The organism is Micromonospora sp. NPDC048868, assembly GCF_043198195.1.
Lineage (GTDB): Bacteria > Actinomycetota > Actinomycetes > Mycobacteriales > Micromonosporaceae > Micromonospora > Micromonospora reichwaldensis.
Window position 1 is genome coordinate 223,998 of the sequence record NZ_JBICUN010000004.1, and the last position, 24,412, is coordinate 248,409.

The 24,412-nt window shown below is 74.5% G+C and carries 18 protein-coding genes; 7 read left to right on the forward strand and 11 right to left on the reverse strand.

The annotated features are described in order from the left end of the window. Nucleotides 1-15 precede the first annotated feature (15 nt). Together ACGFNF_RS08330 and ACGFNF_RS08335 are read right to left on the reverse strand one after the other, a co-directional pair. The gene (locus ACGFNF_RS08330; RefSeq protein WP_393166619.1) at nucleotides 16-2,886 is read right to left on the reverse strand and encodes an ATP-binding protein; all 2,871 of its coding nucleotides are present in this window, start codon (nucleotides 2,884-2,886) and stop codon (nucleotides 16-18) included. Nucleotides 2,887-2,985: 99 nt separating this feature from the next. Continuing rightward, on the reverse strand, nucleotides 2,986-3,207 hold the full coding sequence (locus ACGFNF_RS08335; protein WP_393166621.1) for a zinc ribbon domain-containing protein: 222 nt from the start codon (nucleotides 3,205-3,207) through the stop codon (nucleotides 2,986-2,988). A 38-nt stretch (nucleotides 3,208-3,245) separates the two neighbouring features. Here ACGFNF_RS08335 and ACGFNF_RS08340 point away from each other — a divergent pair, with 38 nt between their 5' ends. From ACGFNF_RS08340 to ACGFNF_RS08350, 3 genes are all read left to right on the forward strand, one after another. Then, on the forward strand, nucleotides 3,246-4,730 hold the full coding sequence (locus ACGFNF_RS08340) for a lytic murein transglycosylase (RefSeq protein WP_393166623.1): 1,485 nt from the start codon (nucleotides 3,246-3,248) through the stop codon (nucleotides 4,728-4,730). A gap of 72 nt (nucleotides 4,731-4,802) precedes the next feature. Next, nucleotides 4,803-5,819: a GNAT family N-acetyltransferase gene (locus ACGFNF_RS08345; protein ID WP_393166870.1), complete on the forward strand. Its 1,017-nt coding sequence runs from the start codon at nucleotides 4,803-4,805 to the stop codon at nucleotides 5,817-5,819. A gap of 97 nt (nucleotides 5,820-5,916) precedes the next feature. Continuing rightward, nucleotides 5,917-9,195: a lamin tail domain-containing protein gene (locus ACGFNF_RS08350; RefSeq protein WP_393166625.1), complete on the forward strand. Its 3,279-nt coding sequence runs from the start codon at nucleotides 5,917-5,919 to the stop codon at nucleotides 9,193-9,195. 65 nt (nucleotides 9,196-9,260) lie between these two features. On the opposite strand, the gene ACGFNF_RS08355 is transcribed toward ACGFNF_RS08350, so the two are convergent. The 6 genes from ACGFNF_RS08355 to ACGFNF_RS08380 all read right to left on the reverse strand — a co-directional run bounded on the left by ACGFNF_RS08355 (nucleotide 9,261) and on the right by ACGFNF_RS08380 (nucleotide 16,606). Next, nucleotides 9,261-9,827, reverse strand: coding sequence for a multiprotein-bridging factor 1 family protein (locus tag ACGFNF_RS08355; RefSeq protein WP_393166627.1), 567 nt, complete (start codon nucleotides 9,825-9,827; stop codon nucleotides 9,261-9,263). A gap of 991 nt (nucleotides 9,828-10,818) precedes the next feature. Continuing rightward, nucleotides 10,819-11,802, reverse strand: coding sequence for a porphobilinogen synthase (gene hemB / locus ACGFNF_RS08360; RefSeq protein ID WP_393166629.1), 984 nt, complete (start codon nucleotides 11,800-11,802; stop codon nucleotides 10,819-10,821). A 19-nt stretch (nucleotides 11,803-11,821) separates the two neighbouring features. Then, a complete protein-coding gene (locus ACGFNF_RS08365; RefSeq protein ID WP_151453400.1) occupies nucleotides 11,822-13,402 on the reverse strand; it encodes a uroporphyrinogen-III synthase in 1,581 nt (526 codons plus the stop codon). Continuing rightward, a complete protein-coding gene (gene hemC, locus ACGFNF_RS08370; RefSeq protein ID WP_357579596.1) occupies nucleotides 13,399-14,394 on the reverse strand; it encodes a hydroxymethylbilane synthase in 996 nt (331 codons plus the stop codon). The genes ACGFNF_RS08365 and hemC overlap by 4 nt, the downstream gene beginning before the upstream one ends. Then, entirely contained in the window at nucleotides 14,391-15,839 is a 1,449-nt protein-coding gene (locus ACGFNF_RS08375) for a glutamyl-tRNA reductase (protein ID WP_393166631.1), read from the reverse strand. Before ACGFNF_RS08375 ends, hemC begins: the two co-directional genes overlap by 4 nt. Further along, on the reverse strand, nucleotides 15,836-16,606 hold the full coding sequence (locus tag ACGFNF_RS08380) for a redox-sensing transcriptional repressor Rex (RefSeq protein ID WP_151453397.1): 771 nt from the start codon (nucleotides 16,604-16,606) through the stop codon (nucleotides 15,836-15,838). Before ACGFNF_RS08380 ends, ACGFNF_RS08375 begins: the two co-directional genes overlap by 4 nt. Nucleotides 16,607-17,006: 400 nt before the next feature. On the opposite strand from ACGFNF_RS08380, the gene ACGFNF_RS08385 reads away from it, so the two are divergent. Next, nucleotides 17,007-18,308, forward strand: coding sequence for a sensor histidine kinase (locus ACGFNF_RS08385; protein ID WP_393166633.1), 1,302 nt, complete (start codon nucleotides 17,007-17,009; stop codon nucleotides 18,306-18,308). Nucleotides 18,309-18,332: 24 nt separating this feature from the next. Beyond that, nucleotides 18,333-18,986 (forward strand): response regulator transcription factor, encoded by a 654-nt coding sequence (locus ACGFNF_RS08390; RefSeq protein WP_151453395.1) that lies wholly within the window; start codon nucleotides 18,333-18,335, stop codon nucleotides 18,984-18,986. Between the two features lie 78 nt (nucleotides 18,987-19,064). On the opposite strand, the gene ACGFNF_RS08395 is transcribed toward ACGFNF_RS08390, so the two are convergent. The 3 genes from ACGFNF_RS08395 to ACGFNF_RS08405 are packed head-to-tail and all read right to left on the reverse strand — an operon-like array spanning nucleotide 19,065 to nucleotide 21,715. Beyond that, on the reverse strand, nucleotides 19,065-19,715 hold the full coding sequence (locus tag ACGFNF_RS08395; RefSeq protein ID WP_393166635.1) for an HAD family hydrolase: 651 nt from the start codon (nucleotides 19,713-19,715) through the stop codon (nucleotides 19,065-19,067). A gap of 22 nt (nucleotides 19,716-19,737) precedes the next feature. Next, nucleotides 19,738-19,989, reverse strand: a complete 252-nt coding sequence (locus ACGFNF_RS08400) for a glutaredoxin family protein (protein ID WP_121399981.1) — start codon at nucleotides 19,987-19,989, stop codon at nucleotides 19,738-19,740. Beyond that, entirely contained in the window at nucleotides 19,982-21,715 is a 1,734-nt protein-coding gene (locus ACGFNF_RS08405) for an AMP-binding protein (RefSeq protein ID WP_393166637.1), read from the reverse strand. The genes ACGFNF_RS08400 and ACGFNF_RS08405 overlap by 8 nt, the downstream gene beginning before the upstream one ends. 555 nt (nucleotides 21,716-22,270) lie before the next feature. Between ACGFNF_RS08405 and ACGFNF_RS08410 the strand changes: the two genes are divergently transcribed. Continuing rightward, nucleotides 22,271-23,227, forward strand: coding sequence for an ECF subfamily RNA polymerase sigma factor, BldN family (locus tag ACGFNF_RS08410; protein ID WP_393166640.1), 957 nt, complete (start codon nucleotides 22,271-22,273; stop codon nucleotides 23,225-23,227). 290 nt (nucleotides 23,228-23,517) lie between these two features. Then, nucleotides 23,518-24,402: a DUF5667 domain-containing protein gene (locus tag ACGFNF_RS08415; RefSeq protein WP_393166642.1), complete on the forward strand. Its 885-nt coding sequence runs from the start codon at nucleotides 23,518-23,520 to the stop codon at nucleotides 24,400-24,402. Nucleotides 24,403-24,412 lie beyond the last annotated feature (10 nt).

A 24,412-nucleotide genomic window follows, 5' to 3' on the forward strand; every position in this document is an offset into this window, starting at 1 on the left:
GGTCCCACCCCGCCGTCAGGCGTGGCCGGTGTGGTGACGGCGACGGTCCGGGGCGACGGACTGGCGGGGAGCCACGCGGGCGTGACCGGCGCCGAACCTCGCCGAGCCGACCGCCAGGTCCGGATGCTCGACGGCGAGGGCCAGCGCCGCCGCCTCCTCCAGCCCCAGCTCGGTCCCCTCGCCGTACGCGCCGTCGAAGGTCGCGTCGCCCAACTCCTGGCGCAGCTCCCCCTGCCGTTGCGCCCAGTACCCGCCGTAGATGCCCGGGGCGCAGCGCATGCTCGCCCGGGTCGCCCCCGCCGCGCCGAAGAGGCGGGCCGCCGTGAGCCCGTCACCGCCGGCCGCGCAGCGCACGGCCATCGCGTTGAGCGTGTCGCAGGCCCGACCGTGGAAGCCGTGGCTCATCCGCGAGCGCAGCGCCACCTGGAGATGCTCGTGCGCGGCGACCAGGTCGCCGCGCGCCAGGGCGACCATCCCGAGCAGCATGTCGACCGAGCGCCGCCCCCGCTCCACCGGGCGGGCCGCCTCCACCGGGCGGGCCGCGCCCAGCAGCTCGGCCGCCTCGTCCAGGGCGCCCCGCCGCCAGAGCAGCTCGGCCAGGCTGAACACCCCGAAGAGCGCGTCGCCGAGCACCTCCTGGCCGGACGCCCAGTCGATCACCTCGCGGCAGATCCGCTCCGCCTCCGCGAACTGTCCCATGTCGACCAGCGGGGCCGCCCGCCCGGCGAGCACCCGGGCGAGCAGGCCGGCGTCGCCCGCCTGCCGGGCCGCCGCCTCCGCCCGCTGGGAGTAGCGCAGCTCCTCGGCGAACTCGCCGTCCGCGCCGGCGTGCAGCGAGTGCATGTGGTACGCCGCCGCCAGCTCGGCCTCCGGGATCCGCTCCCCCGTCTCGGCGATCCGCCCGTACAGCCGGAACAGCCAGAGCCGCCCCTCCCGGGCCAGGCCCCGCTCCCGCCACCACTGGTCGAGTCCCCCGGCCAGCCGCAGTCCGGCCCGGGCACTGCCGCCGGTGGCGCACCAGCGCAGCGCGGCGCGCAACTCGCCGGCGAGCGGGTCGAGGGCGTAGAGCGACAGGGTCACCGGCCGCCCGTCCGGGCCCAGGTGGGCGCGCTCCATCGCGTGCGTCGACCACGCCACGTGCCGGTTGCGGGCCGACCTCTCCTCCCCCGCCTCCGCCAGCCGCCGCGCCGCGTACGCCCGGATCGGGTCGAGCATCCGGTAGGTGCTGCCCGAGGCGTGCGGCTCCGCCAGCACCATCGACTTGTCGACAAGCACCGAGAGCGGATCGAGCGGGTCGTCGCCGAGCAGCCACTCCACCGTCGCCAGGTCGACCGGGCCGGCGAAGACCGCCAGCCAGCGCAGCAGCCGGGCGGCGCGCGGCCCCAGCGTGCGGTACGACCAGGTGACAGTGGCCTGCATCGTCAGGTGCCGCTCGGTGGCGGAACGCTGCACCGCCCGGACGGCCGGGCTGGGCGGCACCATCCCCACGGCCGCCGCCACCAGGTCCACCGTGTCCGGCCGACCGCCCGGCGAGTCGGGCTCCACCGGCGCATCCGGCTCCACCGGCCAGTCCGGGTCCGCCGGCGAGTCCGGGTCCGCACGGCCCGCGTCGAGGGTGCCCAGCACGTCGTCGAGGCGCTCGGCGAGCTGCCCGACGGAGAGCACCCGCAGCCGGGCGGCGGCCAGCTCTATGGCGAGCGGCAGCCCGTCCAACCGCCGCACCACCCGCCGCAGGTCGGCCGACTCCCCCGGGTCCGGCGGCCGGCCGCCCCGGGCCGCCGCCGTCCGGTCCAGCAGCAGCGCGACCGCGTCGCTCTCCGCCCCGCCCACCGGCGGGTCGACCGACAGCGACGGGATCCGCCAGACCACCTCGCCCGGCAGGCCAAACGACTCCCGGCTGGTGGCGAGCACCCGGACGCCCACCCCGCCGGCGAGCAGCCGGGAGATCACGTCGGCCGAGGCGGCCGGCTGGGCGTCGCAGGTGTCCAGCAGGACGAGCATCCGGCGCGCGGCCGCGTACTCCACAAGCGTGTCGACCATCGGGCGGCCCGGCTCGGGACGCAGACCGAGCACGGCGGCGACCTCGAACGCCACCAGCCCCGGGTCGGTGACCGCGGCGACGTCGACGAACCAGACACCGTCCGGATGCGACTCCACCAGGTCGACGGCGAGCTCCACGGCCAACCGCGTCTTGCCCGCACCCCCCGCGCCGAGGACGGTGACCAGCCGGTGCGCCTCCACCAGCCGCTTCAGCTCGGTCCGCTCGGCGTGCCGGCCGACGAACGAGGTGACCGGGGTCGGCAGGTTGTGCGCGGACGCGTCGGCGGTGCGGGGCCGCGGGAACTGCCGCTCCAGGCCGGGGGCGACCAGTTGGAAGAGCCGCTCCCGGTCGTCGAAGCCGCGCAGCCGGTGCAGGCCCAGGTCGTGCAGGGACGCGTCGGGCGGCAGCGGCTGGGCGTGCCGCTCCGTCGACGCCGAGCAGAGCACCTGACCGCCGTGGGCGGCGGCGGCGATCCGGGCCGCGCGGTGCACCTCCGGGCTGACGTACTCGCCGTCGCGCGGCTCCGCCCAGCCGGTGTGCAGCCCCATCCGGACCCGGGGCATGGCGTCGGCGGTGGGCCACTCGTGGCTCGCCAGCGCCCGCTGCGCGGTCAGGCAGGCGGTCAGCGCGGCGGTCGCGTCGGGAAAGACGAGGAAGAACGAGTCCCCCTCGGTCAGCAGCTCCGCGCCCTCGGTCGCGGCGATCGTGCGGCGCAGCAGGCGGCGGTGCTCCCGCAGCACCGGGCGGTAGTCCGGGCCGAGCAGCTGGGCCAGCCGGGTGGAACCCTCGATGTCGGTGAAGACGAAGGTCACCAACCCGCTCGGAAGGTGGATCCGTGGCGACATGGTGGAACCTCCGCCCGTGACGTCGGACTCATGCTGCCTGATATCGGACCATCACGCATCGTGAGAACGGTCGGCCGGAACCGACTACGGGCCCGCAGGTCAGCAGCCGCAGCCGCCGCCGCAACAACCCCCACCGGCCGGCGCCGGCGCGCCACCGGCCGCACCGCCGCCGCCTCGGCCCGTGACCGCGACGGTGGAGAGGAGCTTGACGGTGTCGGCGTGCCCCTGCGGGCAGGACGCCGGCTCAGCGGCCTGCGACATCGGACGGTTGACCTCGAAGGTGTCGCCGCAGGCGCGGCAACGGAACTCGTACCGGGGCATGGCACCAGGGTACGACCGGTCCTGACGTACGGGGGGACATGGGTGATACTCAACTTGTGGTGGACGGCGAGGACAGGACGACCCTTCGGCCTCTGCGGCCGGCGGCACCGATCGACGGGCCGCTCGCCGGTTCCGGCGCCGCGCCCGAACCCGCGACGCGGTTGCCGCGTCCGCGCCGCCCCTGGCTGAGATCCACCGCCGCCGGCGACACGAAGCCGGCCACGGAAACCAGGCCGGCCACCGAGCCCACCGCCGACACGAAGCCGGCCACCGAGGCCAAGCCAGCGACCGAGGCCACCGGCGCCAAGCCGGCGACCGAGGCCACCGCCGAGAAGGCGAAGCCGGCCGACGACGCGAAGCCAGCCACGACCGGGAAGCCGGGCGACAGCGCCGGCACGGGCGCGAAGCCGGGCGACGCAACCGCCTCCGACACGAAGGCCGGCGGCGCGGCCGGAGCCTCCACGACCGGGCCCGGGGCGAAGACCGGTGACGACGCCGGCGCGGCGTCGGCCACGGGCGACCTCGCGGAAACGAAGGTCGACGTGCCCACCACGAAACCGGCCACCGGGCCCCGGCGCCGCCGGGTGCAGTTCGCGCACGCCGTACGCCGGCCGCCGCACCGCGTCGCGATGGGCGCCGCCCGCGCGACCCGGGACTGGTCGCGGCGGCCCAGCGGGCGGCTCACCCTGCCCGGGGTGTTCCTGCTCGCCCTGGTCGCGGCGACGGCTGCGGCGGGTGCGCTGCTGGTGCCCGCGACGGCCCGGGGACCCCGTCCGGTCGCGGTCGACGCCACCTCCACCGCGCCGACCACCGTTCCGCAGGCACCGCTGCCCGGCGGGACCCCGCTGCCCGGCGGTCCGGTGCTGCCCGGTCAGACGCCACTGCCCGGCGGCACGGTGCTGCCCGGCGGGACGATGCCGCCCGGTCCGCTCCCCGGCGGGATCACCGGTCGGCCGTCGGACGCGCTGGCCGGCTGGGCCGCCCAGGTCGGGCCGAAGGTCGGCATCTCGCCGGTGGCCATGCAGGCGTACGGCTACGCCGAGGTGGTGCTCGCCCAGACCAACCGCAGCTGCGGGCTGAGCTGGACCACCCTGGCGGCCATCGGGTTCGTCGAGTCGGGGCACGGCCAGGCCAACAACGCGACGCTCCGCCCGGACGGCAAGGCGCTGCCCGAGATCATCGGCTTGCCGCTCGACGGGCAGGGCGGCCGGATGCGGATCCCCGACACGGACCGCGGTGTGATGGACAAGGACCCGGTCCTCGACCGGGCGGTCGGGCCGATGCAGTTCATCCCGACGACCTGGCAGGAGATCGGCGCCGACGCCGACAACGACGGCGTCAAGGACCCGCACGACCTGGACGACGCCGCCCTCGCCGCCGGCAACTACCTCTGCAAGGGCGGCCGGAACCTGACCATCCCCGCCGACTGGTGGAACGCGATCCTGTCCTACAACGACGTCCGCCGGTACGCCCAGGACGTCTACGACACCGCCAACCGGTACGGACAGGCGAGCCGCACGTGAAGTGATCGTCTGCATACATTGGAGAACTGGACACTTCCCCCGGGCAGCGGTTAGCGGCAAGCTAGACGGGTGATGGTGCGCGAGTGGGACCCCAGGACCGCGTCGTCCGCCGAGATCGCGTCGCTGCTGGACACGCTGAACGCGGTCCTGGCGGCCGATCTGCCGCAGGACCCGCCGTGGCGGGAGACTTCCATGCGGGAATACCTCGCCGAGGTGATGCCCGGCGAGCGGCGGATCTCCTGGGTCGCCCAGGCGGAGCCGGCGGCCGACGGCAGCCCGGGGGCGATCCTGGGCCACGTGCACGTGCTGCTGCTCGGTGACATCGGGGTGCTGGAGGTGCTGGTACACCCGGCACAACGGCGCACGGGCCTCGGGCGGGACCTCGTCCTGACCGCCGCCAGGCGGGTCTACCAGGAGGGCTTCCAGTCGATCGGGGTCGAGGTGGTCGGCGACACGCCGGCCGTCGCCTTCTACGAGTCGCTCGGCTTCTCGAAGGAGTACGTCGAGACCCGCAGCGTGCTGGACCTGTCCGGGGTGGACTGGGCCGAGCTGTCCGAGATGGCCACCGGCATCGGCGCGGGCTACCACCTGGAGTTCCACCCCGGCGGCCCGCCGGACGAGCTGATCGAGACGTACGCGCGGGCCAAGGCGGAGGTGCGCGACGTCGAGGACGGCGAGCTGCGCCCCAGCTCCTACGACCCGCAGCGGCTGCGCGACAGTCTGGACTGCCTGCACCGGCGGGGCATGAAGCCCTACATCGTGCTCGCCCTGCACGAGCAGACCGGGGAGGTGGCGGGGCTGACCGAGGTGGTCGTGCCGGTCCAGCATCCCACCCGCGCCGACCAGTACGACACCATCGTCGTGCAGGACCACCGGGGCTACGGCATCGACCGGGCGATCAAGGCCCGGATGCTGATGGAGCTGCGCTCGGCGGAGGCGGAACTGACCGAGGTGCAGACCTGGAACGCGCAGGCCAACGAGGCCATGCTCAAGGTCAACGCCGAGTTGGGCTACCGCCCGGACCGCGAATGGTGCGAATACAGCATCGACGTGGCCGAGCTGGTGCACCGCCTCGACGCCGGACGCTGACCGGAACGTTCACGAAACTGTCCGGTGGGGGATGGACGGCGGTCAGCACCGCCCCTTAACGTGCGTTAGTTCCCCGCCCACCCATCGTGGAGGCCTCATGCGCCCGCGCCGCACTCTTGCCGCGCTCGCGACCGCCACCGCCGCCGTGACCGTCGCGGCTGTCGGCGTCGCACCCACCGCGGCCAGCGCCGCGCCCACCGACCTCTTCATCTCCGAGTACGTCGAAGGCTCGTCGAACAACAAAGCGATCGAGCTGTTCAACGGCACCGGCGCCGCCGTCGACCTGGCCGCCAGCGGCTACCAGATCCAGTTGCACTTCAACGGCTCCACCACGCCGACGAACCTGGCACTCACCGGCACCGTCGCGGCCGGCGACGCCTTCGTCCTCGCCGCCGCCTCGGCCGCGCCAGGCATCCTGGACCGGGCCGACCAGACCACCAGTGCCAGCCTGTTCAACGGCGACGATGCGATCGTGCTGCGTCGGGGCGGCACCGTGCTCGACTCGATCGGCCAGGTCGGCGTCGACCCGGGCACCGAGTGGGGCACCGGCGTCACCAGCACCGCCGACAACACGCTGCGCCGGTCGGCCGCCGTGACCTCGGGCGACACCGACCCCTCCGACGCGTTCGACCCGGCCGCGCAGTGGGCCGGCTTCCCCGTCGACACGTTCGACGGCCTCGGCGCGCACGCCGTCGACGGCGGCGGCCCGGTCGACGCGCCCGCCACGCTCACCTGTGGCCCGGCGCTGGTGACCTCGGTCGGCACGGCGGCCGCCCGGGAGGTCACCGCCACCGACCCGGACGACCGGATCGTCGACCTGGCGGTCACCTCGGTCAGCCCGACCCCGGCGACCGGCTCCGTCAGCCGCTCGGCGGTCACGCCGGCCGACGCGGTCGGCGGCACCGCCCGCGCCACGGTCGGCACGAGCGCCGACCTGGCCGCCGGGGCGTACACCGTGGTGCTGACCGCCACCGACGCGGACGGCGACACCGCCACCTGCACCCTGGCCGTGCAGGTGACCCGGGAGCTGACCGTCGGCGAGGTGCAGGGCCCGACCACCGACGCCGAGTCCGGCCCCGCCGACCGGTCGCCGCTCGCGCCGGCCTCCGGCAACGGCACCAGCAGCACGCTGTACGACGTACGCGGCGTGATCACCCAGCGGACCCTCGCGCGCGACTCGTCGGGCCGCGACCAGCACGGGTTCTTCCTGCAGAGCCGCAAGGACGCCACCGACGGCGACCCGACCAGCTCGGACGGCATCTTCGTCTTCATGGGCTCGTTCACCTCCCTGATCGGCGGCTACGTGCCGACGGTCGGCGACGAGGTGGTGCTGCGCGCCCGGGTCTCCGAGTACTTCAACTTCACCCAGCTCTCCGGTGCGTCGCTGGTGCGCCGGATCGCCTCCGGCGTGGACGTGAACGCCGAGGTCCAGGTGACCGACGCCGTGCCGCCGGTCGAGGTGGCGGCGGCGCAGCGCTTCTTCGAGCGGCACGAGGGCACCCGGCTGCGCGTACGTGCCGGCAGCGGCGCGGTGAGCGGGCGCAACGTCTTCGCCTCCACCGCCGACGCCGAGATCTTCGTGATCGACCGGGACGACCCGCTGCTCGACCGCGCCGACCCGTACGCCCGCCGGGTGTTCCGGGACGCGCACCCGCTCGACAACGACCCGACCCGCCGCTTCGACGACGGCAACGGGCAGCGCGTCCTGCTCGGCAGCATGGGCGTGAAGGGCACCACGGGCGACAGCGCCGCGCTGCTCCCGCCAGCGCGCACGTTCGACACGCTGACCACCGACGCGGTCGGCGGGCTCTACTACTCGTTCGAGAAGTACGGCGTGCAGGTCGAGGCGGCGGCGTTCACCGGCGGGGCCGACCCGTCGGCGAACAACCCGCCGAAGCCGGCCAACCGGTCGGAGGAGGTCGCGGTCGCGACCTACAACGTCGAGAACCTGTACGACTACCGTGACGACCCGTTCGACGGCTGCGACTTCGCCGGCAACGCCGGCTGCACCGGGGTGCGCCCGCCGTTCGACTACGTCCCCGGCAGCGAGCAGGAGTACCGCGAGCAGCTCGCCGCGCTGGCCGACCAGATCACCACCGACCTGCACTCCCCGGACCTGATCCTGGTGCAGGAGGCCGAGGACCAGGACATCTGCTCGGTCTCCGGCACCGAGCTGGTCTGCGGCACCACGGACAACGCCGACGGCGCGCCGGACAGCCTCCAGGACCTGGCGCTGGCCATCACGGCCGCCGGCGGCCCCGCCTACCAGGCCGCGTACGACCGCACCGGCGCGGACGCCCGGGGCATCACCGCGGCGTTCCTGTTCCGCACCGACCGGGTGTCGCTGGCGGCGCCCACCGCCGGCGACCCGCTGCTGGGCTCGGCGCCGACCGTCGAGTACCGGGGGGCGGCGCTGCCGGGCAACGCGGACGTGCAGAACCCGAAGGCGCTCAACGCGGTGCTGCCGGACGACGTGGACACGTCCACCGGCAAGGACGGGAACAACGTCTTCACCCGCGCACCGCAGCTCGGCAAGTTCACGGTCGCCGCCGCGCCCGGCTCCGCCGAGCGTTACACGCTCTGGGCCGCCAGCAACCACTACTCGTCCGGGCCGGACAGCCGGGTCGGGCAGCGCCGGGAGCAGGCCGCGTACGGGGCCGCGATCGTCACCGCGATCGAGGCGTCGGACCCGCACGCGCGGGTGGTCTACGGCGGGGACCTGAACGTCTTCCCCCGCCCCGACGATCCCATCGCGACGGCGGCGGATCCCACCCCGTCGGACCAGCTCGGGCCGCTGTACGGGGCGGGCATGCGCAACCTGTGGGACGACCTGCTCGCCGACGCGCCGTCGTCCGCCTACTCGTACAGCTTCGAGGGGCAGGCGCAGACGCTGGACCACCTGTTCGTGAACGGCGCGCTGCACCGGGACCTGGTGGAGATGCGGGCCGCGCACGTCAACGCCGACTGGCCGGCCGACCACGCGGCCGACGGCAGCCGGGGTTCCAGCGACCACGACCCGCAGGTGGCCCGCTTCCGCTCCCGGGCGTCGCTGAGCGTCGGCGACGCCTCGGTGGTCGAGGGCGACCGGGGCACCCGGCCGCTGACCTACACGGTCACCGTGTCGCGCCCGCTGTCCCAGCCGGTGCTGCTCTGTGCCGCCACCTACGGCACCACGGCCCAGGCCGGCGCCGACTACGACCCGTACGTCGGCTGCAAGGTCCTGGCCGCCGGGCAGACGTCGCTGGCCTTCCCGGTGACCGTACGCGGTGACCGGAAGCGGGAGGCCGACGAGAAGGTGAACCTGGTCGTGGCCGGAGTGCCCGGCCTGCGGCTGGCCGATCCTCTCGCCGTGGGCACCATCACCGACGACGACTGACGTCACACCGGAGCCCACCCCGACGGCCCGCCGCCCAGGAACGTCCTGGCCGGCGGGCCGTCCGCTCACCACGTCAAGCCCGGGCCGGGCAGCCGCTGCGGCGGGGGCACGCGCGGCGGTGGAGGCACGCGCGGCGGCGGGGGCACGCTGCGGTACTTCGCCACCCGCACCTCCCACTGGCTGCGCCGCCGCATGGCGTCGCGGACCCGGCGGTCGCGGTAGAACGTCTCCGGCGGCCGGGCCAGCCCGTAGATGTCCGCCCACCACTCGCCCGGCTCGGGGTCGAGAATGGTGTCCAGGTGCGAGGGGTATCGACGCCCCGCCCCGTCGCGGGTGTCCTGCCAGTCCCGCATCGGCTTCAGCACCCGCCCGAACTCGTCGACGACGGCCAGCCGGAACCCGGCGACCCCGATGATGCGGCGCAGGAGCAGGATGCTCGGCACCATCCGGCCCGCCTCGATCCGCCCGACGGTGGAATGGTTCACCCCGGCCCACCGGGCCAGCTCCCGCTGGCTGAGGCTGGCATGCCGCCGGACCGCCCGGACGATGCCCGCAGCCGGCCACGGGGTGTCGAACGGCTCGGTCAGCAGCACGGGCGGCTCGCGCGATCCCGCCCCCTGATCGGTACCCACCGCCTGGTCACCGCCCGACGGCCCGGCGCCGCCCGACGGCCTGACGTCGCCCGACAGCCCCGCGGGTCCCGACAGCTCAGCGCCGCCCGGCGGCCCAACGGCACCCGCCGGCCCAGCGCCGCCCGACAGCCCCGCGGGTCCCGACGGCCCGGCGGCACCGGACAACTGGTCGAAGCCAGCCGGTCGGCCCGAATCCCGGTCAATTTCCGGTTCGGCGGGAAGCTCGGTCATCCCGTCACGCTCCCGGCTGCGATGCCTCTCCCGCAATCCCGCCCGCTCCACCTGTGGATAACTCAGCCACCTGTGGAAAACCGACGGCCGGTCCTTCCCCCACACCCCTGGGCGCACCCAGCCAGACAGTAACGCGCTGTAACAGGAGCGGTCTTTCCGCCGCTGCCTACGCTAAGTGATGGCATATCCGGCCCTGAACGACGCTCGATCACCGCCGCTGACGGCTGCAGCTCCATGACCAGCGACTTCAGTGTTGGCCCTCCGAAGGACCGACGAACCTCTGCACGCCCTTTGCTCTGCATCCCCATATGCAACAGGCACTCCGGGTTACTGGCGCATATGGGGATGCAGAGCAAAGCGTCCGAAGGGCGGTAGGATCCGGTGCGCAGGTCGAGTACTCAGCGTTACGGTCAGGAATGCTCCGCATGCGGAGCGGGCGTCTACTCGAAGCCGGCGACTAGCACTGACGCCTGCGTATGCCTGCAAGGGACGACACGCCACGCACCAGCACATCGCACTGGACGGCGAGTGGGCAGGTGATGATCCGGCGAGTGTCCCGAGACGGGCGGCAGAGGAATGAGTTGGCTCGATTAGAACCCGCTCCGCTGCCCCGACCGGGTCGGAGATTGAAGGGGTCGGACCGGATCAGGGCGCGCCCGAACAGGCCACGCCGGGCAGGACCCGCACGCGCCGGGTCGCGCCGCACTGGGCCAAGCCGGGGCGGGTCGCGCTGGGGCGGGTCTCGCTGGGGCGGGTTGGGTCAGTAGCGCTGGCGGAGGAGTCCGGCAGCCTCGACCGCCCAGTAGGTGAGGATGACCTGCGCGCCGGCCCGACGGATGGAGGTGAGCGTCTCCAGCATCACCCGCTCCCGGTCGATCCAGCCGTTGGCGGCGGCCGCCTCGACCATCGCGTACTCGCCGGAGACCTGGTAGGCGGCGACCGGGACGTCCACCGCCGCGCGGACCGCCGACACCACGTCGAGATAGGGCAGGGCAGGCTTGACCATCACCATGTCGGCGCCCTCGGCGACGTCCAGCTCGACCTCGCGCAGCGACTCCCGCAGGTTGGCGGGGTCCTGCTGGTAGGTGCGCCGGTCACCCTCCAGGGCCGACTCCACCGCGTCCCGGAACGGGCCATAGAAGGCCGAGGCGTACTTGACGGCGTACGCCAGCACGGCGACGTCCTGGTGGCCCGCGGCGTCGAGCGCCCGGCGTACGACACCGACCTGGCCGTCCATCATGCCGGACGGCCCGACCACACCGACCCCGGCGGCGGCCTGGGCGACCGCCATCTCGGCGTACGCCTCCAGCGTGGCGTCGTTGTCGACGCCACCGTCGGGGGTGAGCAGGCCGCAGTGCCCGTGCGAGGTGAACTCGTCCAGGCAGAGGTCGCTCATCACCACAGTGGCGTCGCCCACCTCGGCGACGACGTCGCGGATCGCGACGTTGAGGATGCCGTTCGGGTCGATCCCGCCGGAGCCGGTGGCGTCCCGCCGCTCCGGCACGCCGAAGAGCATGATCCCGCCGACGCCCGCCTGGACCGCCTCGGCCGCGGCCTTGCGGAGCGAGTCCCGGGAGTGCTGGAGCACCCCCGGGAGCGACGCGATGGCCCGCGGTTCCGTCAACCCCTCCCTGACGAACATCGGCACGACCAGCTCGGCCGGGTCGACACGGGTCTCGGAGACCAGCCGCCGGATGGCCGCGTTGCGGCGCAGCCGGCGGGGCCGGATCTCGGGGTACGGCATCACGGACCTCCTGCTACGACTACCGGAACCTCAGGGCGGTCGGCCCCTGCACCTTCGAGCCACGGCGCTGCTTCGCCGGCATGGCGGCGAGCTTCTCGCGCAGCTCGACGGCGTAGGCGGCGAGCGCCTCCACCAGATCGGGGACCGAGGCGTGCGGCGGCTGGACGTCGACCCGCAGGCCGAACTCCGTCGCGGTCTCCGCCGTCTTGGGCCCGATCACTGCAACGACGGTACGGGCGTGCGGCTTCCCCGCGATACCCACCAGATTGCGCACCGTCGAGCTGGACGTGAAGAGCACCGCGTCGAAGCCACCCGACTTGATCGCGTCCCGGATCTCGGCGGGCGGCGGGGCGGCGCGGACCGTCCGGTAGGCGGTCACGTCGTCGACCTCCCAGCCGCGCTCGGTGAGCCCGGCGGCGAGGGTCTCGGTGGCGATGTCGGCGCGCGGCAGCAGCACCCGACCGACCGGGTCGAGGATCTCGTCGTGCGGCGAGAACTCGGCCAGCAGCCCCTCGGAGGACTGCTCCCCCGACGGGATCAGCTCGGGCTGGATGCCGAACGCGCGGACGGCGTCGGCGGTCGCCTCACCGATACAGGCGATCTTGACGCCGCCGAAGTGCCGGGCGTCGAGGCCGTGCTCGGCGAACTTCTCCCAGACCGCGCGGACCGCGTTGACGGAGGTGAAGATCACCCAGGCGTACCGGCCGTCGACCAGGCCCTTGACCGCCCGCTCCATCTGGGCCGGGGTGCGTGGCGGCTCGACCGCGATCGTCGGCACCTCGCAGGGGATGGCCCCGTACGCGCGCAGCCGCGCGCTCATCACGCCGGCCTGCTCCTTGGTGCGGGGCACGAGGACCTTCCAGCCGTACAGCGGCCGGTTCTCCCACCAGCTCAGCTTGTCCCGCTGGCCCACGCCCTCGCCGACGGTGAGGACCACCCGGCCGGTGAAGCCGAGCGCCGCCGCGACGAACGAGTCCACGGTCGACGTGGTGGTGTACTGCGTCTCGCCGGTGCCGTCGCCGGTCACCCCGACGCCGGTGGTGCCCTCCACCCCGGCCGCGAGCAGCCCGTCGCGGATCGCGGCGAGGTCGCCGGCGTCCACGGCCAGGGCCAGCGAGCCCCGGCCGACGGCTGCGGCCAGCGCGTCGAAGTCCAGCGTGCTGACGTCCTCGACGTCGGCCGCCGTCCGTACGCCCGGCAGCGGCACGCCCGCGTAGGTCGCCACCCCCTCGGCCTGGCCGACCCCGGGAACCACCTCGAAGTGTGCGGCGGTCCGCGCGACCGCCTGCACCTCCTTGACGACCGAATCGTGGCCGAACGGGTCGCCGGCGACCAGGTGCACCGCGTTCAGCCCGGAACGGGCCGCCGAGATCAGCACCTTCGCCACGTCACCCGGCGCGCCCTCCGCCGGGGTGAACTGGGCGTCTTCCCTGGCCTGGGCGCGGACGGCGTCGAGCAGCGACTCGGGGACTCCCCGGTCGTACACCACCTGGTCGGCGTCGACCAGAGCGTCGTGCGCCCGGCGGGTCAGCAGGCCCGGGTCGCCGGGACCGGCCCCGACGAAGGCGATGCGGCCTACGGGCTTACGGGTGCGGGTCATTCTGTGCTCCCAAATTGCTGGGTCCCCGGGCCGGCGTGTCCATCGTGGCCGAGGATCGAGTCGGCGCCGAGGTCGAGGAGTTCGGCGGCGAGTGCCTTGCCGATCTCCGCCGCGTCGGCGAGCGTTCCGGTGCGGGACAGCCGGAGGTCTCTCGTGCCGTCCGGACTGATCACCGCCCCGCGCAGATAGATCTCCTGGACGAAGTCACCCTCGACGCCCGAGCCGGTTGGCTCTCCTTCGGCGACGACGGCGTAGGCGGCGACCGGGGCGGAGCATCCGGCCTCCAGGGTGGCCAGCAGCGCCCGTTCCGCGGTGACCGCGGCGTGGGACGGTGCGTGGTCGAGCACGGCGAGCAGCTCGACCAGGTCCGTGTCGTCGGCCCGGCACTCCACCGCCAGCGCGCCCTGGGCGGGCGCGGGCAGCATCAGCATCGGGTCGAGCGTCTCGGTGATCACGTCGGTACGCCCGAGCCGGGCCAACCCGGCCCGGGCCAGGACGACCGCGTCGAGGTCGGCCTCCGGGCCGAGCACCCGCGCGAGGCGGCTGTCGACGTTGCCGCGGATCGGGGTGACCTCCAGCTGCATCCCGAGGGCGTGCAGCTGGGCGATGCGGCGCAGCGCTCCGGTGCCCACGGTCGCGCCGGAGGGCAGCTCGGCGAGCGTCCGGCCGTCCCGGGCGACAAGCGCGTCCCGCGGGTCCTGCCGCATCGGCACCGCCGCGATGTGCAGCCCGGCCGCCGCCGCGGTGGGCAGGTCCTTGTAGGAGTGCACCGCGAAGTCGATGGTGCCGGCGGTCAGGGCGTCCCGCAGGGCGGAGACGAAGACGCCGACGCCGAGCCGGTGCACCGGCGCGGACGAGCGGTCGCCGGCGGTGACCACCTCGACCAGCTCGACGGGCCGGCCGGTGGCGGCGGTCAGGGCCTCCGCGACGTGGCCGGACTGGGCCATCGCCAGTTTGCTGCCCCGGGTACCGAGGCGCAGGGGCGTGCTCATCGCTCACCTCCGAGGGGCGGGACGTCGGCGGAACCCGTCGACGGCAGATTGTCGGCGAGGCCGCCGGGTGGCGGGACGTCGGCTAGGCCGAACGGCGGCGGGACGTCCGTGAGGCCGAACGGCGGCGCGGCGTCGCCGGCCACGATGTCTGGGACGTTGTCGACCGGGGACGTCTGCGGCACCTTGAGGTCGAACAGCTCGCGCAGCAGGGCCGCGTACTGGTCGCCGCCGGGTTCGGCCGCCAACTGGCGCACCCGCACGGTCGGCTGGTGCAGCAGCCGCTGCACCACCCGGTGCACCGTCCGGGCCACCTCGGCGCGCTGGTCGTCCGTGAGGTCCGGGCGGCGCTGGGCGAGCCGGCGCAGCTCGGCGCCGACCACGTCGTCGGCGCGGCCACGCAGGGCGGCCACCGTGGGCGCCACGTCGGCGCCGCGCAGCCAGGTCAGGAAGGCGTCGACCTCGCCGGCCACGATCCGCTCGACGGCGGCGGCGTCGGCGGCGGCGGGCCCGTCGGCGAGCAGCGTCGCCATCCGGTCGATGTCGATGACCTCGACGCCGGGCAGCTCGGCGACGCCGGCCTCCACGTCGCGCGGCACGGCCAGGTCGAGCAGGACGAGCGGCCCCCGGCCGGGGTCGCGCCCGGCGAGCGCCCGGGTCACCACGTCACGGGTGAGGACCGCTTCGGTGGCCGCGGTGGCGGCCACTACGATGTCCACTGTGGAGAGCACGGTGGTCAGCTCCGCCATCGGCGTCGCGCTGGCCCCGTACGCCTCGGCCAGCCGGACGGCCCGGTCGGCGCCCCGGTTGGTGACCGTGAGCGGCCCGGCGCCCAGCCGGGACAGCGTGGCGACGCCCAGCGACCCCATCGCGCCCGCGCCGACCACCAGCGCGGGACGGCCGGCGAGGTCGCCGTCGAGGTGCCCGGCGGCCAGCTCCAGCGCGGCGGTCACCACGCTCTGGCCGGCCCGGTCGATCCCGGTCTCCGCGTGCGCCCGTTTGCCGACCCGCAGCGCCTGCTGCATCAGCTCGTGCAGCAGCCGCCCGGCGGTGTCGGCCCCGGTCGCGGAATGGTAGGCGTCCCGGAGCTGGCCGAGGATCTGCGCCTCGCCGACGACCATCGAGTCGAGCCCGGCGGCGACCCGGAAGACGTGGTCCACGGCGGCGGCGTCGAAGTGCACGTAGAGGTGGCTGGCGAGCGCGGCGGGCTGGCAGCCGGCCTGGTCGGCCAGCACCGCGCAGATGTCGCCGAGGCCGCCGTGGAAGCCGGACACGGCGGCGTAGACCTCCACCCGGTTGCAGGTGGAGACGATCACGGCCTCGGTCACGTACGGCTGGGCGACCAGGCGGTCCAGTGTGCGGGTGAGGTCCGCGGGGCCGACCGCGAGCTGCTCCAGCGTGGCGACGGGAGCGGTGCGGTAGGACGCGCCGACGACGAGCAGTTTCACGTGCCGATCGCCTCCTGCGGGTCGGTGACGGCGAGCCCCCCGGGCAGGGCGGTCAGGGCGGACCCACCGGTGGCGGGCAGCGCGGTCAGCGATGCCTTGCGGTGCTCGTGGAAGGACAGGATCTGCAGCTCGATCGCGAGGTCGACCTTGCGCACGTCGACCCCCTCCGGAACCGAGAGTACGCACGGGGCGAAGTTCAGGATGCTCGTCACACCGACGGCCACGAGCTGGTCCGCCACCGCCTGGGCCGCCGGGGCCGGGGTGGCGATCACGCCGATGGCGATGGCCTCCTCGACGGCGACCCGGGGCAGCTCGTCGATGTGCCGGACGACCAGCCCGCTGATCTCCTCGCCGACCCGGGCGGGGTCGGCGTCGAAGAGGGCGGCGATCCGGAAGCCGCGGCTGGCGAAGCCGTCGTAGCCGGCGAGGGCGTGACCGAGATTACCCACGCCGACCAGGGCGACGGCCCGCCGCTGGGTGAGCCCGAGCACGTACTCGATCTGGTCGACCAGCAGCGCCACGTCGTAGCCGACGCCACGGGTCCCGTACGAGCCGAGGTGTGAGAGGTCCTTGCGGAGCTTCGCGGAGTTCACGCCGGCGGCGCTGGCCAGCCCCTCGCTGGACACGGTCTCGTGGCCGGTTTCGGCGAGGTTGTGCAGGGCACGAAGGTATTCCGGGAGCCGCGCGACGGTCGCCTCCGGCAGATCCGGGAGCGCCGGTACGGCACCGGCGCGGCCGGGCGCGCCAGGGTGACGGTGCTGACTCATGAGACTCCGTGCGGTGCGATCCTCGGCCAACTCGGGCGGCCGGCCGTTTGGGGATCCCCGCTGGCGACCGAGATTGCCGGCTGTGCTAGCAGGGCGCGTCGGAACTACAGAGTAGGCGCTTGTGAACGCGTGCACAAATCGCGATCTTGAAAGCTCGCGACGCGGCTTCACCAGCGCCTCCATTCCGCAAGATCGATCCAGTGGCCGCCGCCGGCCACCGCCCGACCTCGGGGCGGTGGCGATGGTGCCGGTAGCGCCGATTATTGCTCAATTACGACTTCTCTGACCAATCGCGCGGCCCACGGCTCGCCCACGATCCGGTCACGGTAGGGCCAGCCCTACGCCGCAGAGGCGGGCCGACGGGATGGGTCGGCGACCCCGCGCTGCCTAGCCTCTTGACATGACCGCCGTACCCGTCGCCGCCGATCAGCCCGTGCCGGCGCCGACCATCTCCCGACAGCTCCTGCTGGACTCCGGCTACGTGCTGCTGGGCCTCCCGCTGGCCCTGGCCAGCTTCGTCGTCCTGCTGGTCGGCCTCGCTGCCGGGCTGGGGCTGGTCGTGACGGTGATCGGCCTGCCGATCCTCAGCGGCACCCTCTACGCCGCCCGGGGCCTCGCCGACATCGAGCGCCTCCGCCTGCCCACCGTGCTCCACCAGGCCCGGATCCGCCCCCAGTACCGGCTCCCGGAGCCCGGCGCGAGCGCCTGGCGGCGGATCTTCGTGCCGATGGGGGACGCGCAGTCCTGGCTCGACCTGGCGCACGGCATCCTCAAGCTGATCGTGGCCATCGTCACCTTCGTGGTCACGCTGGTCTGGTGGGCCGGCGCCGTCGCCGGCACCCTCTACTGGGCGTACGACTGGACGCTGCCGCACGGCGACCCGGAGGACGTCGGCCTCCCCCAGCTCCTCGGCCTCGGCAACTCGACAGTCGTCCGGATCGGGCTGCACACCGCGATCGGGCTGTTCTTCCTGATCACCCTGCCGATCGTGGCCCGGGGCTGCGCGCTGCTGCAGGCCGGCTTCGGCCGGGCCCTGCTCACCGGCGTGGCCGAGATGCGCAACCGGATCACCGTGTTGGAGGAACAGAAGCGGGCCGCCGTCTCCGCCGAGGCGAGCGCGCTGCGCCGACTGGAGCGGGACATCCACGACGGCCCGCAGCAGCGCCTCGTCCGGCTCGCGATGGACCTCAGCCGGGCCCGCCAGCAACTCGCCACCGACCCGCGGGCCGCCGGGCGCACCCTGGACGAGGCGGTCACCCAGACCCGGGAGACGCTCGCCGAGCTGCGCGCCCTGTCCCGGGGCATCGCGCCGCCGATCCTTGTCGACCGGGGGCTGCCCAGCGCCCTGGCGGCACTGGCCGGGCGCGGCCTGATCCCGATCGAGCTGCGGGTGGACCCGGAACTGGCCAGCCCGGCCGGCCGGCTCGACCCGGCGGTCGAGAGCACCGCCTACTTCGTGGTGTCCGAGGCGCTGACCAACGTCGCCAAGCACAGCCGGGCGACCGAGTGCCAGGTCACCGTGGCCCGGCACGACGGGCGGCTGGAGGTCGACGTCGACGACGACGGGCAGGGCGGCGCCCACCTGGCCAAGGGTCACGGGCTGGTCGGCATCGCCGACCGGGTACGCGCCGCCGGGGGCCGGCTCTCCGTGGTCAGCCCGGCCGGCGGGCCCACCAAGATCCGCGCGGAACTCCCGCTGTGAGCCGTACGTGGTAGACAACAGGACATGCGGATCGTGATCGCGGACGACGCGGTGCTGCTCCGGGAGGGGCTGGTACGGCTGCTCACCGAGCGCGGGCACGAGGTGGTGGCCGCCGTGGCCGACGGCGACGCGCTGGTGGTGGCGGTGGTGGCGCACCGGCCGGACGTGTCGATCGTCGACGTCCGGATGCCGCCGTCGCACACCGACGAGGGGCTGCGCGCGGCGGTGGAGGCCCGCCGCCTGGTGCCCCGCACCCCGATCCTGGTCCTCTCCCAGTACGTCGAGGTGTCGTACGCCGACGACCTGCTCGCCACCACCGGCGGCGGCGGAGGCGGGATCGGCTACCTGCTCAAGGACCGGGTGGCCGCGATCGACGAGTTCCTCGACGCGCTGGACCGGGTGGCCGCCGGCGGGACGGTGCTCGACCCCGAGGTGGTCGGCCAGCTCTTCGCCCGGCGGCGGCGCGACGACCCGCTGCGCGAGCTCACCCCGCGCGAACGCGAGGTGCTCGCGCTGATGGCCGAGGGCCGCTCCAACACGGCGATCGCGAAGACCCTGGTGGTCACCGACGGCGCCGTCGAGAAGCACGTCCGGAACATCTTCACCAAGCTCCAGCTCCCGCCCGACACGGAGCAGCACCGCCGGGTCCTGGCGGTGCTGGCCTACCTGCGCAACTGACCCGCCGCCCGGCCCTGCCACCAGCGCACGGACCGGCCGCCGGTCTGCCGCCGGGGCCCGGACGGAGGCCGGGACCGGTCAGGGCAGCGTGCCCGCCAGGCTGACCGCCTCGCTGAGGGTGTCGGCGACCGGGTGGCCGGAGGCGCGCAGCCGTGCCGCGTCGGTGAACCCGCCGGTGTAGAGGACGGCGCGGCCCCCCACCGACACGGCGGCGTCGGCGTCGTCGACGGAGTCCCCGATCAGCACCACGTCCCGGCCGTCCACGCCCAGCTCCGTCAGGTGCCGCCGGAGCGACTCGGCCTTGCGGTCGCCGCCGACGGTCGCCCGCAGCCCGTCCACCCGGACGAAGTGCCCGGTGAGCCCGTACGTGTGCACGGTCGGCACCAGCTCCTCGTGGAACCACATGGACAGCAGGGACTGGCTGCCCGACCAGGCGGCCATCGCGACCGTGGCGTCGTGCGCCAGCTCGCAGGTCGTCAGCCCGGTGCGGTACGCGTCGTGGAAGATCCGGTCCAGCCGGCCGAACGCGTCGTCGTCGACCGCCCGGCCGAGCACCTCGGCGTAGTAGTCGGCGATCGGGCGGCGGAACCGTACCCGGTGCTCGTCGGCGGTCACGGCGGGCCCGCCGACGCTGGCGAAGGCGGCGTTGGTGCAGGCGACCACCAGACTCAGGTCGTTGAGCAGGGTGCCGTTCCAGTCCCACACCAGGTGGTTGCGTGCCGGGGTCATGGCAGCACCATAGCGCCCGGCACTACAGCTGCGGCGTGGTCAGGTCCCGCAGCAGCCGCTCCTCCTCCACCCGCCAGTAGCCGTGCTCCTTGCCGTCGAGCAGCACCACGGGCAGCCGGTCGCCGTACTCGCGTTCCAGCTCGATGTCGTCGGTGACGTCCTTCTCGGTCCACCGGTCCCCGGTGACCGCCACCACCCGGTCCAGCGCCAGCTTCGCCTCGTCGCAGAGGTGGCAGCCGGGGCGGGTGATCAGGGTGAGTCGGGGCTCACGCATCGGTCTCCTCCGTCGTGCTGGCGCCGGCCGGGGCCGGCGGGCGGGTCTCCGGCGACGCCGCCGGGGACGGCACCGGGGACGCCGGGGACGACGCCGTCCGGAGCAGGGTCTTGCGCACCTTGCCGATCACCGAGTGCGGCAACTCGTCGACGAACTCGACGGCGGTCGGGCACTTGAACCGGGCCAGGTTGCGGGCGCAGTGGGCGAGCAGCTCCTCACCGGTCACCGGACGCCCCGGCGCCGGCACCACGTACGCCCGGACAGTCTCGCCGGTCCGCGGGTGCGGCACACCCAGTACCGCCGACTCGGCCACCCCCGGGTGCGCGGAGAGCACCAGCTCGACCTCGTGCGGGTACACGTTGAACCCGTTGACCAGGATCAGCTCGCCGATCCGGTCGACCAGGAAGAGGTCGCCGTCGGAGTCGGCGTACGCCACGTCGCCGGTGGGCCACCAGCCGTCGGCGTCCGGGCCGCCCCGGCCGTCCGGCCAGTAGCCGGCGAAGACGTTCGCCCCGCGCACCACGACCTGGCCCGGGTCGGTGCCGGGCGTGACGTCGGAGAGGTCCAGCTCGTCGGCGTCGTCCTCCGGCTCGGCCACGCCGTCGCGCCACAGGTCGGCCCCGTCGGTCCCGACCAGACGCAACTCGACGCCGGGCAGCGGCCGGCCGATCGAGCCGGGTTTCGGCTCCCCGCCGACCAGGGTGGAGGTGAGCACCGGCGCGGTCTCGGTGAGGCCGTACCCGACGTGCACCGGGCGGCCGGCGACCTCGGCGAAGCGGGCCGCGACGGCCGGCTCCAGCGGCGCCGCGCCGCAGACCACGGCCCGGACCGACGCCATCGCCGCGGCGAGGGCGGCGCCGTCCGCCGTGGACCAGGCGGCCACCATCGACGGTACGCCGACCAGCACGGTGACCCGGTGCCGGGCGATCACGGCCAGCCCCGCGTCGGAGCCGAGGTCGTCGACGAGCACCCCTGTCGCGCCATGGTGGACGACCGCGCCGAGCCCCGCGTTCAGCCCGTACGCGTGGAACAGCGGCAGCGCCAGCAGCACGGTGTCGTCCGGGCCGACGACGGGCGGGTCGATGCGGCCGACCTGCTCGTGGTTGGCCGCCAGCGCCCGGTGCGTCAGCATCGCGCCCTTGGGCCGCCCCTCGGTGCCGGAGGTGTAGAGCAGCAGCGCCAGGTCGTCGCCGCCCCGGTCGGGGAACGGGTGACCGGCGTCGGCCACCGGCGGCGCGGTGTGCACGGCGACGAGCGCGGGCAGGTCCCCGGCGGCGTCGGCGACCAGGTCGCGTACCCGCTCGGTGCAGATCAGCACCGAGGCGCCGGAGTCGGCCAGCACGTGCCGCAGCTCGGGGGCGGTGAGGCCGGGGTTGACCGGCACCGCGACCAGCCCTGCGCGCAGCGCGGCCAGGCAGCTCACCACGAAGTCCGGCGAGTTGCCGAGCGCGACGGCGATCCGGGGCGGGTGCGGGTCGGCGGCTCCCGGCGTCGGGCCGGGCCCGGCGGGTCGCGCCCCGGTGAGGGCCGCCAGGGCGTGGGCGGTGGCCGTCACCGACGCGTCCAGTTCGGACCAGGTGACGGTCCGCTCGCGCCAGTGCAGCGCGGGTCGGTCGCCGTGGGCGGCGGCCGCCCGGTGGAGCCGCTCGACGAGGGTCGAGGCGGAGCTGTCGGTTGCGTCCTGCACGGTGGCTGAGTCTGGCACAGCGCGGGGCCTGTGGGCCATGCCCGCCGGAGGCCTGAGGGGACACCCCGGTCGGCGGCAACGGCGGCCCGGGCAAGTCCCGCCGGCGGGACGACCGCTGGACGCGGGCGGGACGCGACCGGTCCCGTCCACAGGACACGCCGGGACCCGTCGGACGTCCCGGACGGTCCTGGATCGACACCCGCGCCGCCGTTCCGCCCAAGCCCCGTGACCCGCCCGCTGACCTGGAATTTCTTTCGCAACCACGAGGTAATCCGAAAGTCAACCGCACACGACGGACAACCGGTCCGCCAGGTGTGCGGCGCGGCGGGAAATACTTCCGCCCTGTGTAACGGACTTGCCACGCGTGGGTGACGTTGGCCCTATCATCACTCGGGTCGGCTCACCCCATTTGCCGTGAGTCGACACCCCTCAGCCCGAGGAGGCCCCCGTGCCTGTGAGCGCATTGGACCAGCACCTCAAGGGGATCTGCCGCCCGTCGGCACACCCCGAGCCAGCCCTGCCCGGCCCAGCCGGCCGGGCCACGACGGCGACGCGCCGACCGGCGTGGTCGGCCGACGGGACGGAGGCGGCGCGGTGACCACCTTCGGATACGCGGAACGGCCGGCCGGCCTGACCAACCCGGTGATCCGCGGCGCGCTCAACGAACGGCCCGCCGCCCGGGGTCCGCTGGACGACACGGGCAGCCTCGCCGTCCGGGGGGAGGGCGCGTCGAGCCGGACCCGCAGCCGGCCACATCAGAACGAACCGCCGCCCCGCTCCGCGACACCGGGCGGCAACGCCAAGTCGGCCGGCGGCCGGGTCGCCGTCCCCCGGCCCACCATGCCGGCGCAGGGCCGCCGCACCACGGAGCCGGCCAAGGCGCCCGACGAGTCGGGCGCGGAGACGGCGGTGCTCCCGGCGGTGCCGGCCGCCGCCGCGCCGGTCAACACGTCGACGGGCTTCCCCAGCCGTCCCGACCCGTCCGACCCCGCCACTGAGGTCTGGGGGCTGGTCGAGCGGGCCCAGGCCGGCGAGTCCGAGGCGTTCGGGCTGATCTACGACCGGTACGTCGACACGGTGTTCCGGTTCGTCTACTTCCGGGTGGGCAACCGGCAACTCGCCGAGGACCTCACCTCCGACACCTTCCTGCGCGCCCTCAAGCGGATCGGCAGCTTCACCTGGCAGGGGCGCGACCTGGGGGCCTGGCTGGTCACCATCGCCCGGAACCTGGTGGCGGACCACTTCAAGTCCGGCCGCTACCGGCTGGAGGTCACCACCGGGGACGTGCTGGACGCCGACCGCGAGGACCGGGGCCCGGAGGGCAGCCCGGAGGCTGCGGTCGTCGAGCACATCACCAACGTGGCCCTGCTCAGCGCCGTCAAGCAGCTCAACCCGGAGCAGCAGGAGTGCATCGTGCTCCGCTTCCTGCAGGGCTTCTCCGTGGCCGAGACGGCCCGCACGATGGGCAAGAACGAGGGCGCGATCAAGGCGCTCCAGTACCGCGCGGTACGAGCGCTGGCCCGGCTGCTGCCGGACGGCTTCCAACCGTAGTCCCGGACAGAAGGAACGCCGTGCATCGATGCGATGTACGCGCAGGTCCGTGGCGTCGCGACCCCGTGACAGCGATCACTTTCCGTGATTTCGCCTCCGCCGGCCCCGTAACCCATGTCCGGTGCGGACCGTTTCTCCGGGTGCGACCGGTGGTAGCCCCGGCATCCCCCGGGCCCCCGAGGCCCGGCAGCGCGGCCGGCCACGACCTTCGTCCGTGGTGTCCCGCCGTCACCGGTCGCTGTCGAAGACAGCGGCCGACCGGCCGCGACCAGCGAGAGGAGGTGCCCGCGGTGGACAGCAACCTCTTCTCCCGTCGGCGCGCGGAGCGCTTCGCGCAGCTTCTCGACGAGGCCAACGGGGGCCGGCGACACCACGTCCGTTCCCGGGCCGACGACCAGTTGGCCACGCTCGTCGCGGTGGGTCAGCGGCTGTCCGCCGCCCCGCCCGCCGTGGAGGTGGACCCGGAGTTCCGCACCGGGCTGCGGGCCATGCTCCTGGCCACGGCCGAACGCGAGGGCATCGGCGCCCCGGCCGCCGTCACCACCGAGCCGTCGTCCCGGCGCTCCGCCGCCGACGCCGGCCGCAACCGGCTGCTGCCGGCGGTGACCGCCCGCCGGGCCCGCGCCCGGGGCGCCATCCTGGTCGGCGTCGCCGCCGGCGCCGTCGCCCTCTCGGGCATCTCGGCCGCCAGCGAGAACGCCGTCCCCGGCGACGCGCTGTACGGCATGAAGCGCTCCACCGAACGCGCCCAGCTCGCGCTGGCCAGCTCCGACGTCAGCCGGGGCCAACTGTCACTGGACTTCGCCCGTACCCGGCTCGCCGAGGCGGCCGCGCTGCGCGGCAACGAGGACGGCTTCAGCGCCGTGCTGGACGACATGGACGCCGACACCCGCCAGGGCGTACGCCTGCTGACCACCGCCGCGACGCAGCGCTCGGACCCGGCGGCGCTGGACGCGGTCAACTCCTTCCTCACCGGCCAGCGCCGGGCGGTCGGCGGGCTCCTCGACGACGCCAGCCGGGCCGAACGCGACCGGACCCGCCGCTCGCTCGCCCTGCTCGACGCGGCCCGCAAGCGCTCCGACGCGCTGCGCGCGACGATCGCCTGCGGCGGGCCCGCACCCGTCGGCAGCGACGCCCTCGGCCCGGCCCCGGCCACCTGCCCCGGCGACCGCTGACCCGACGTCG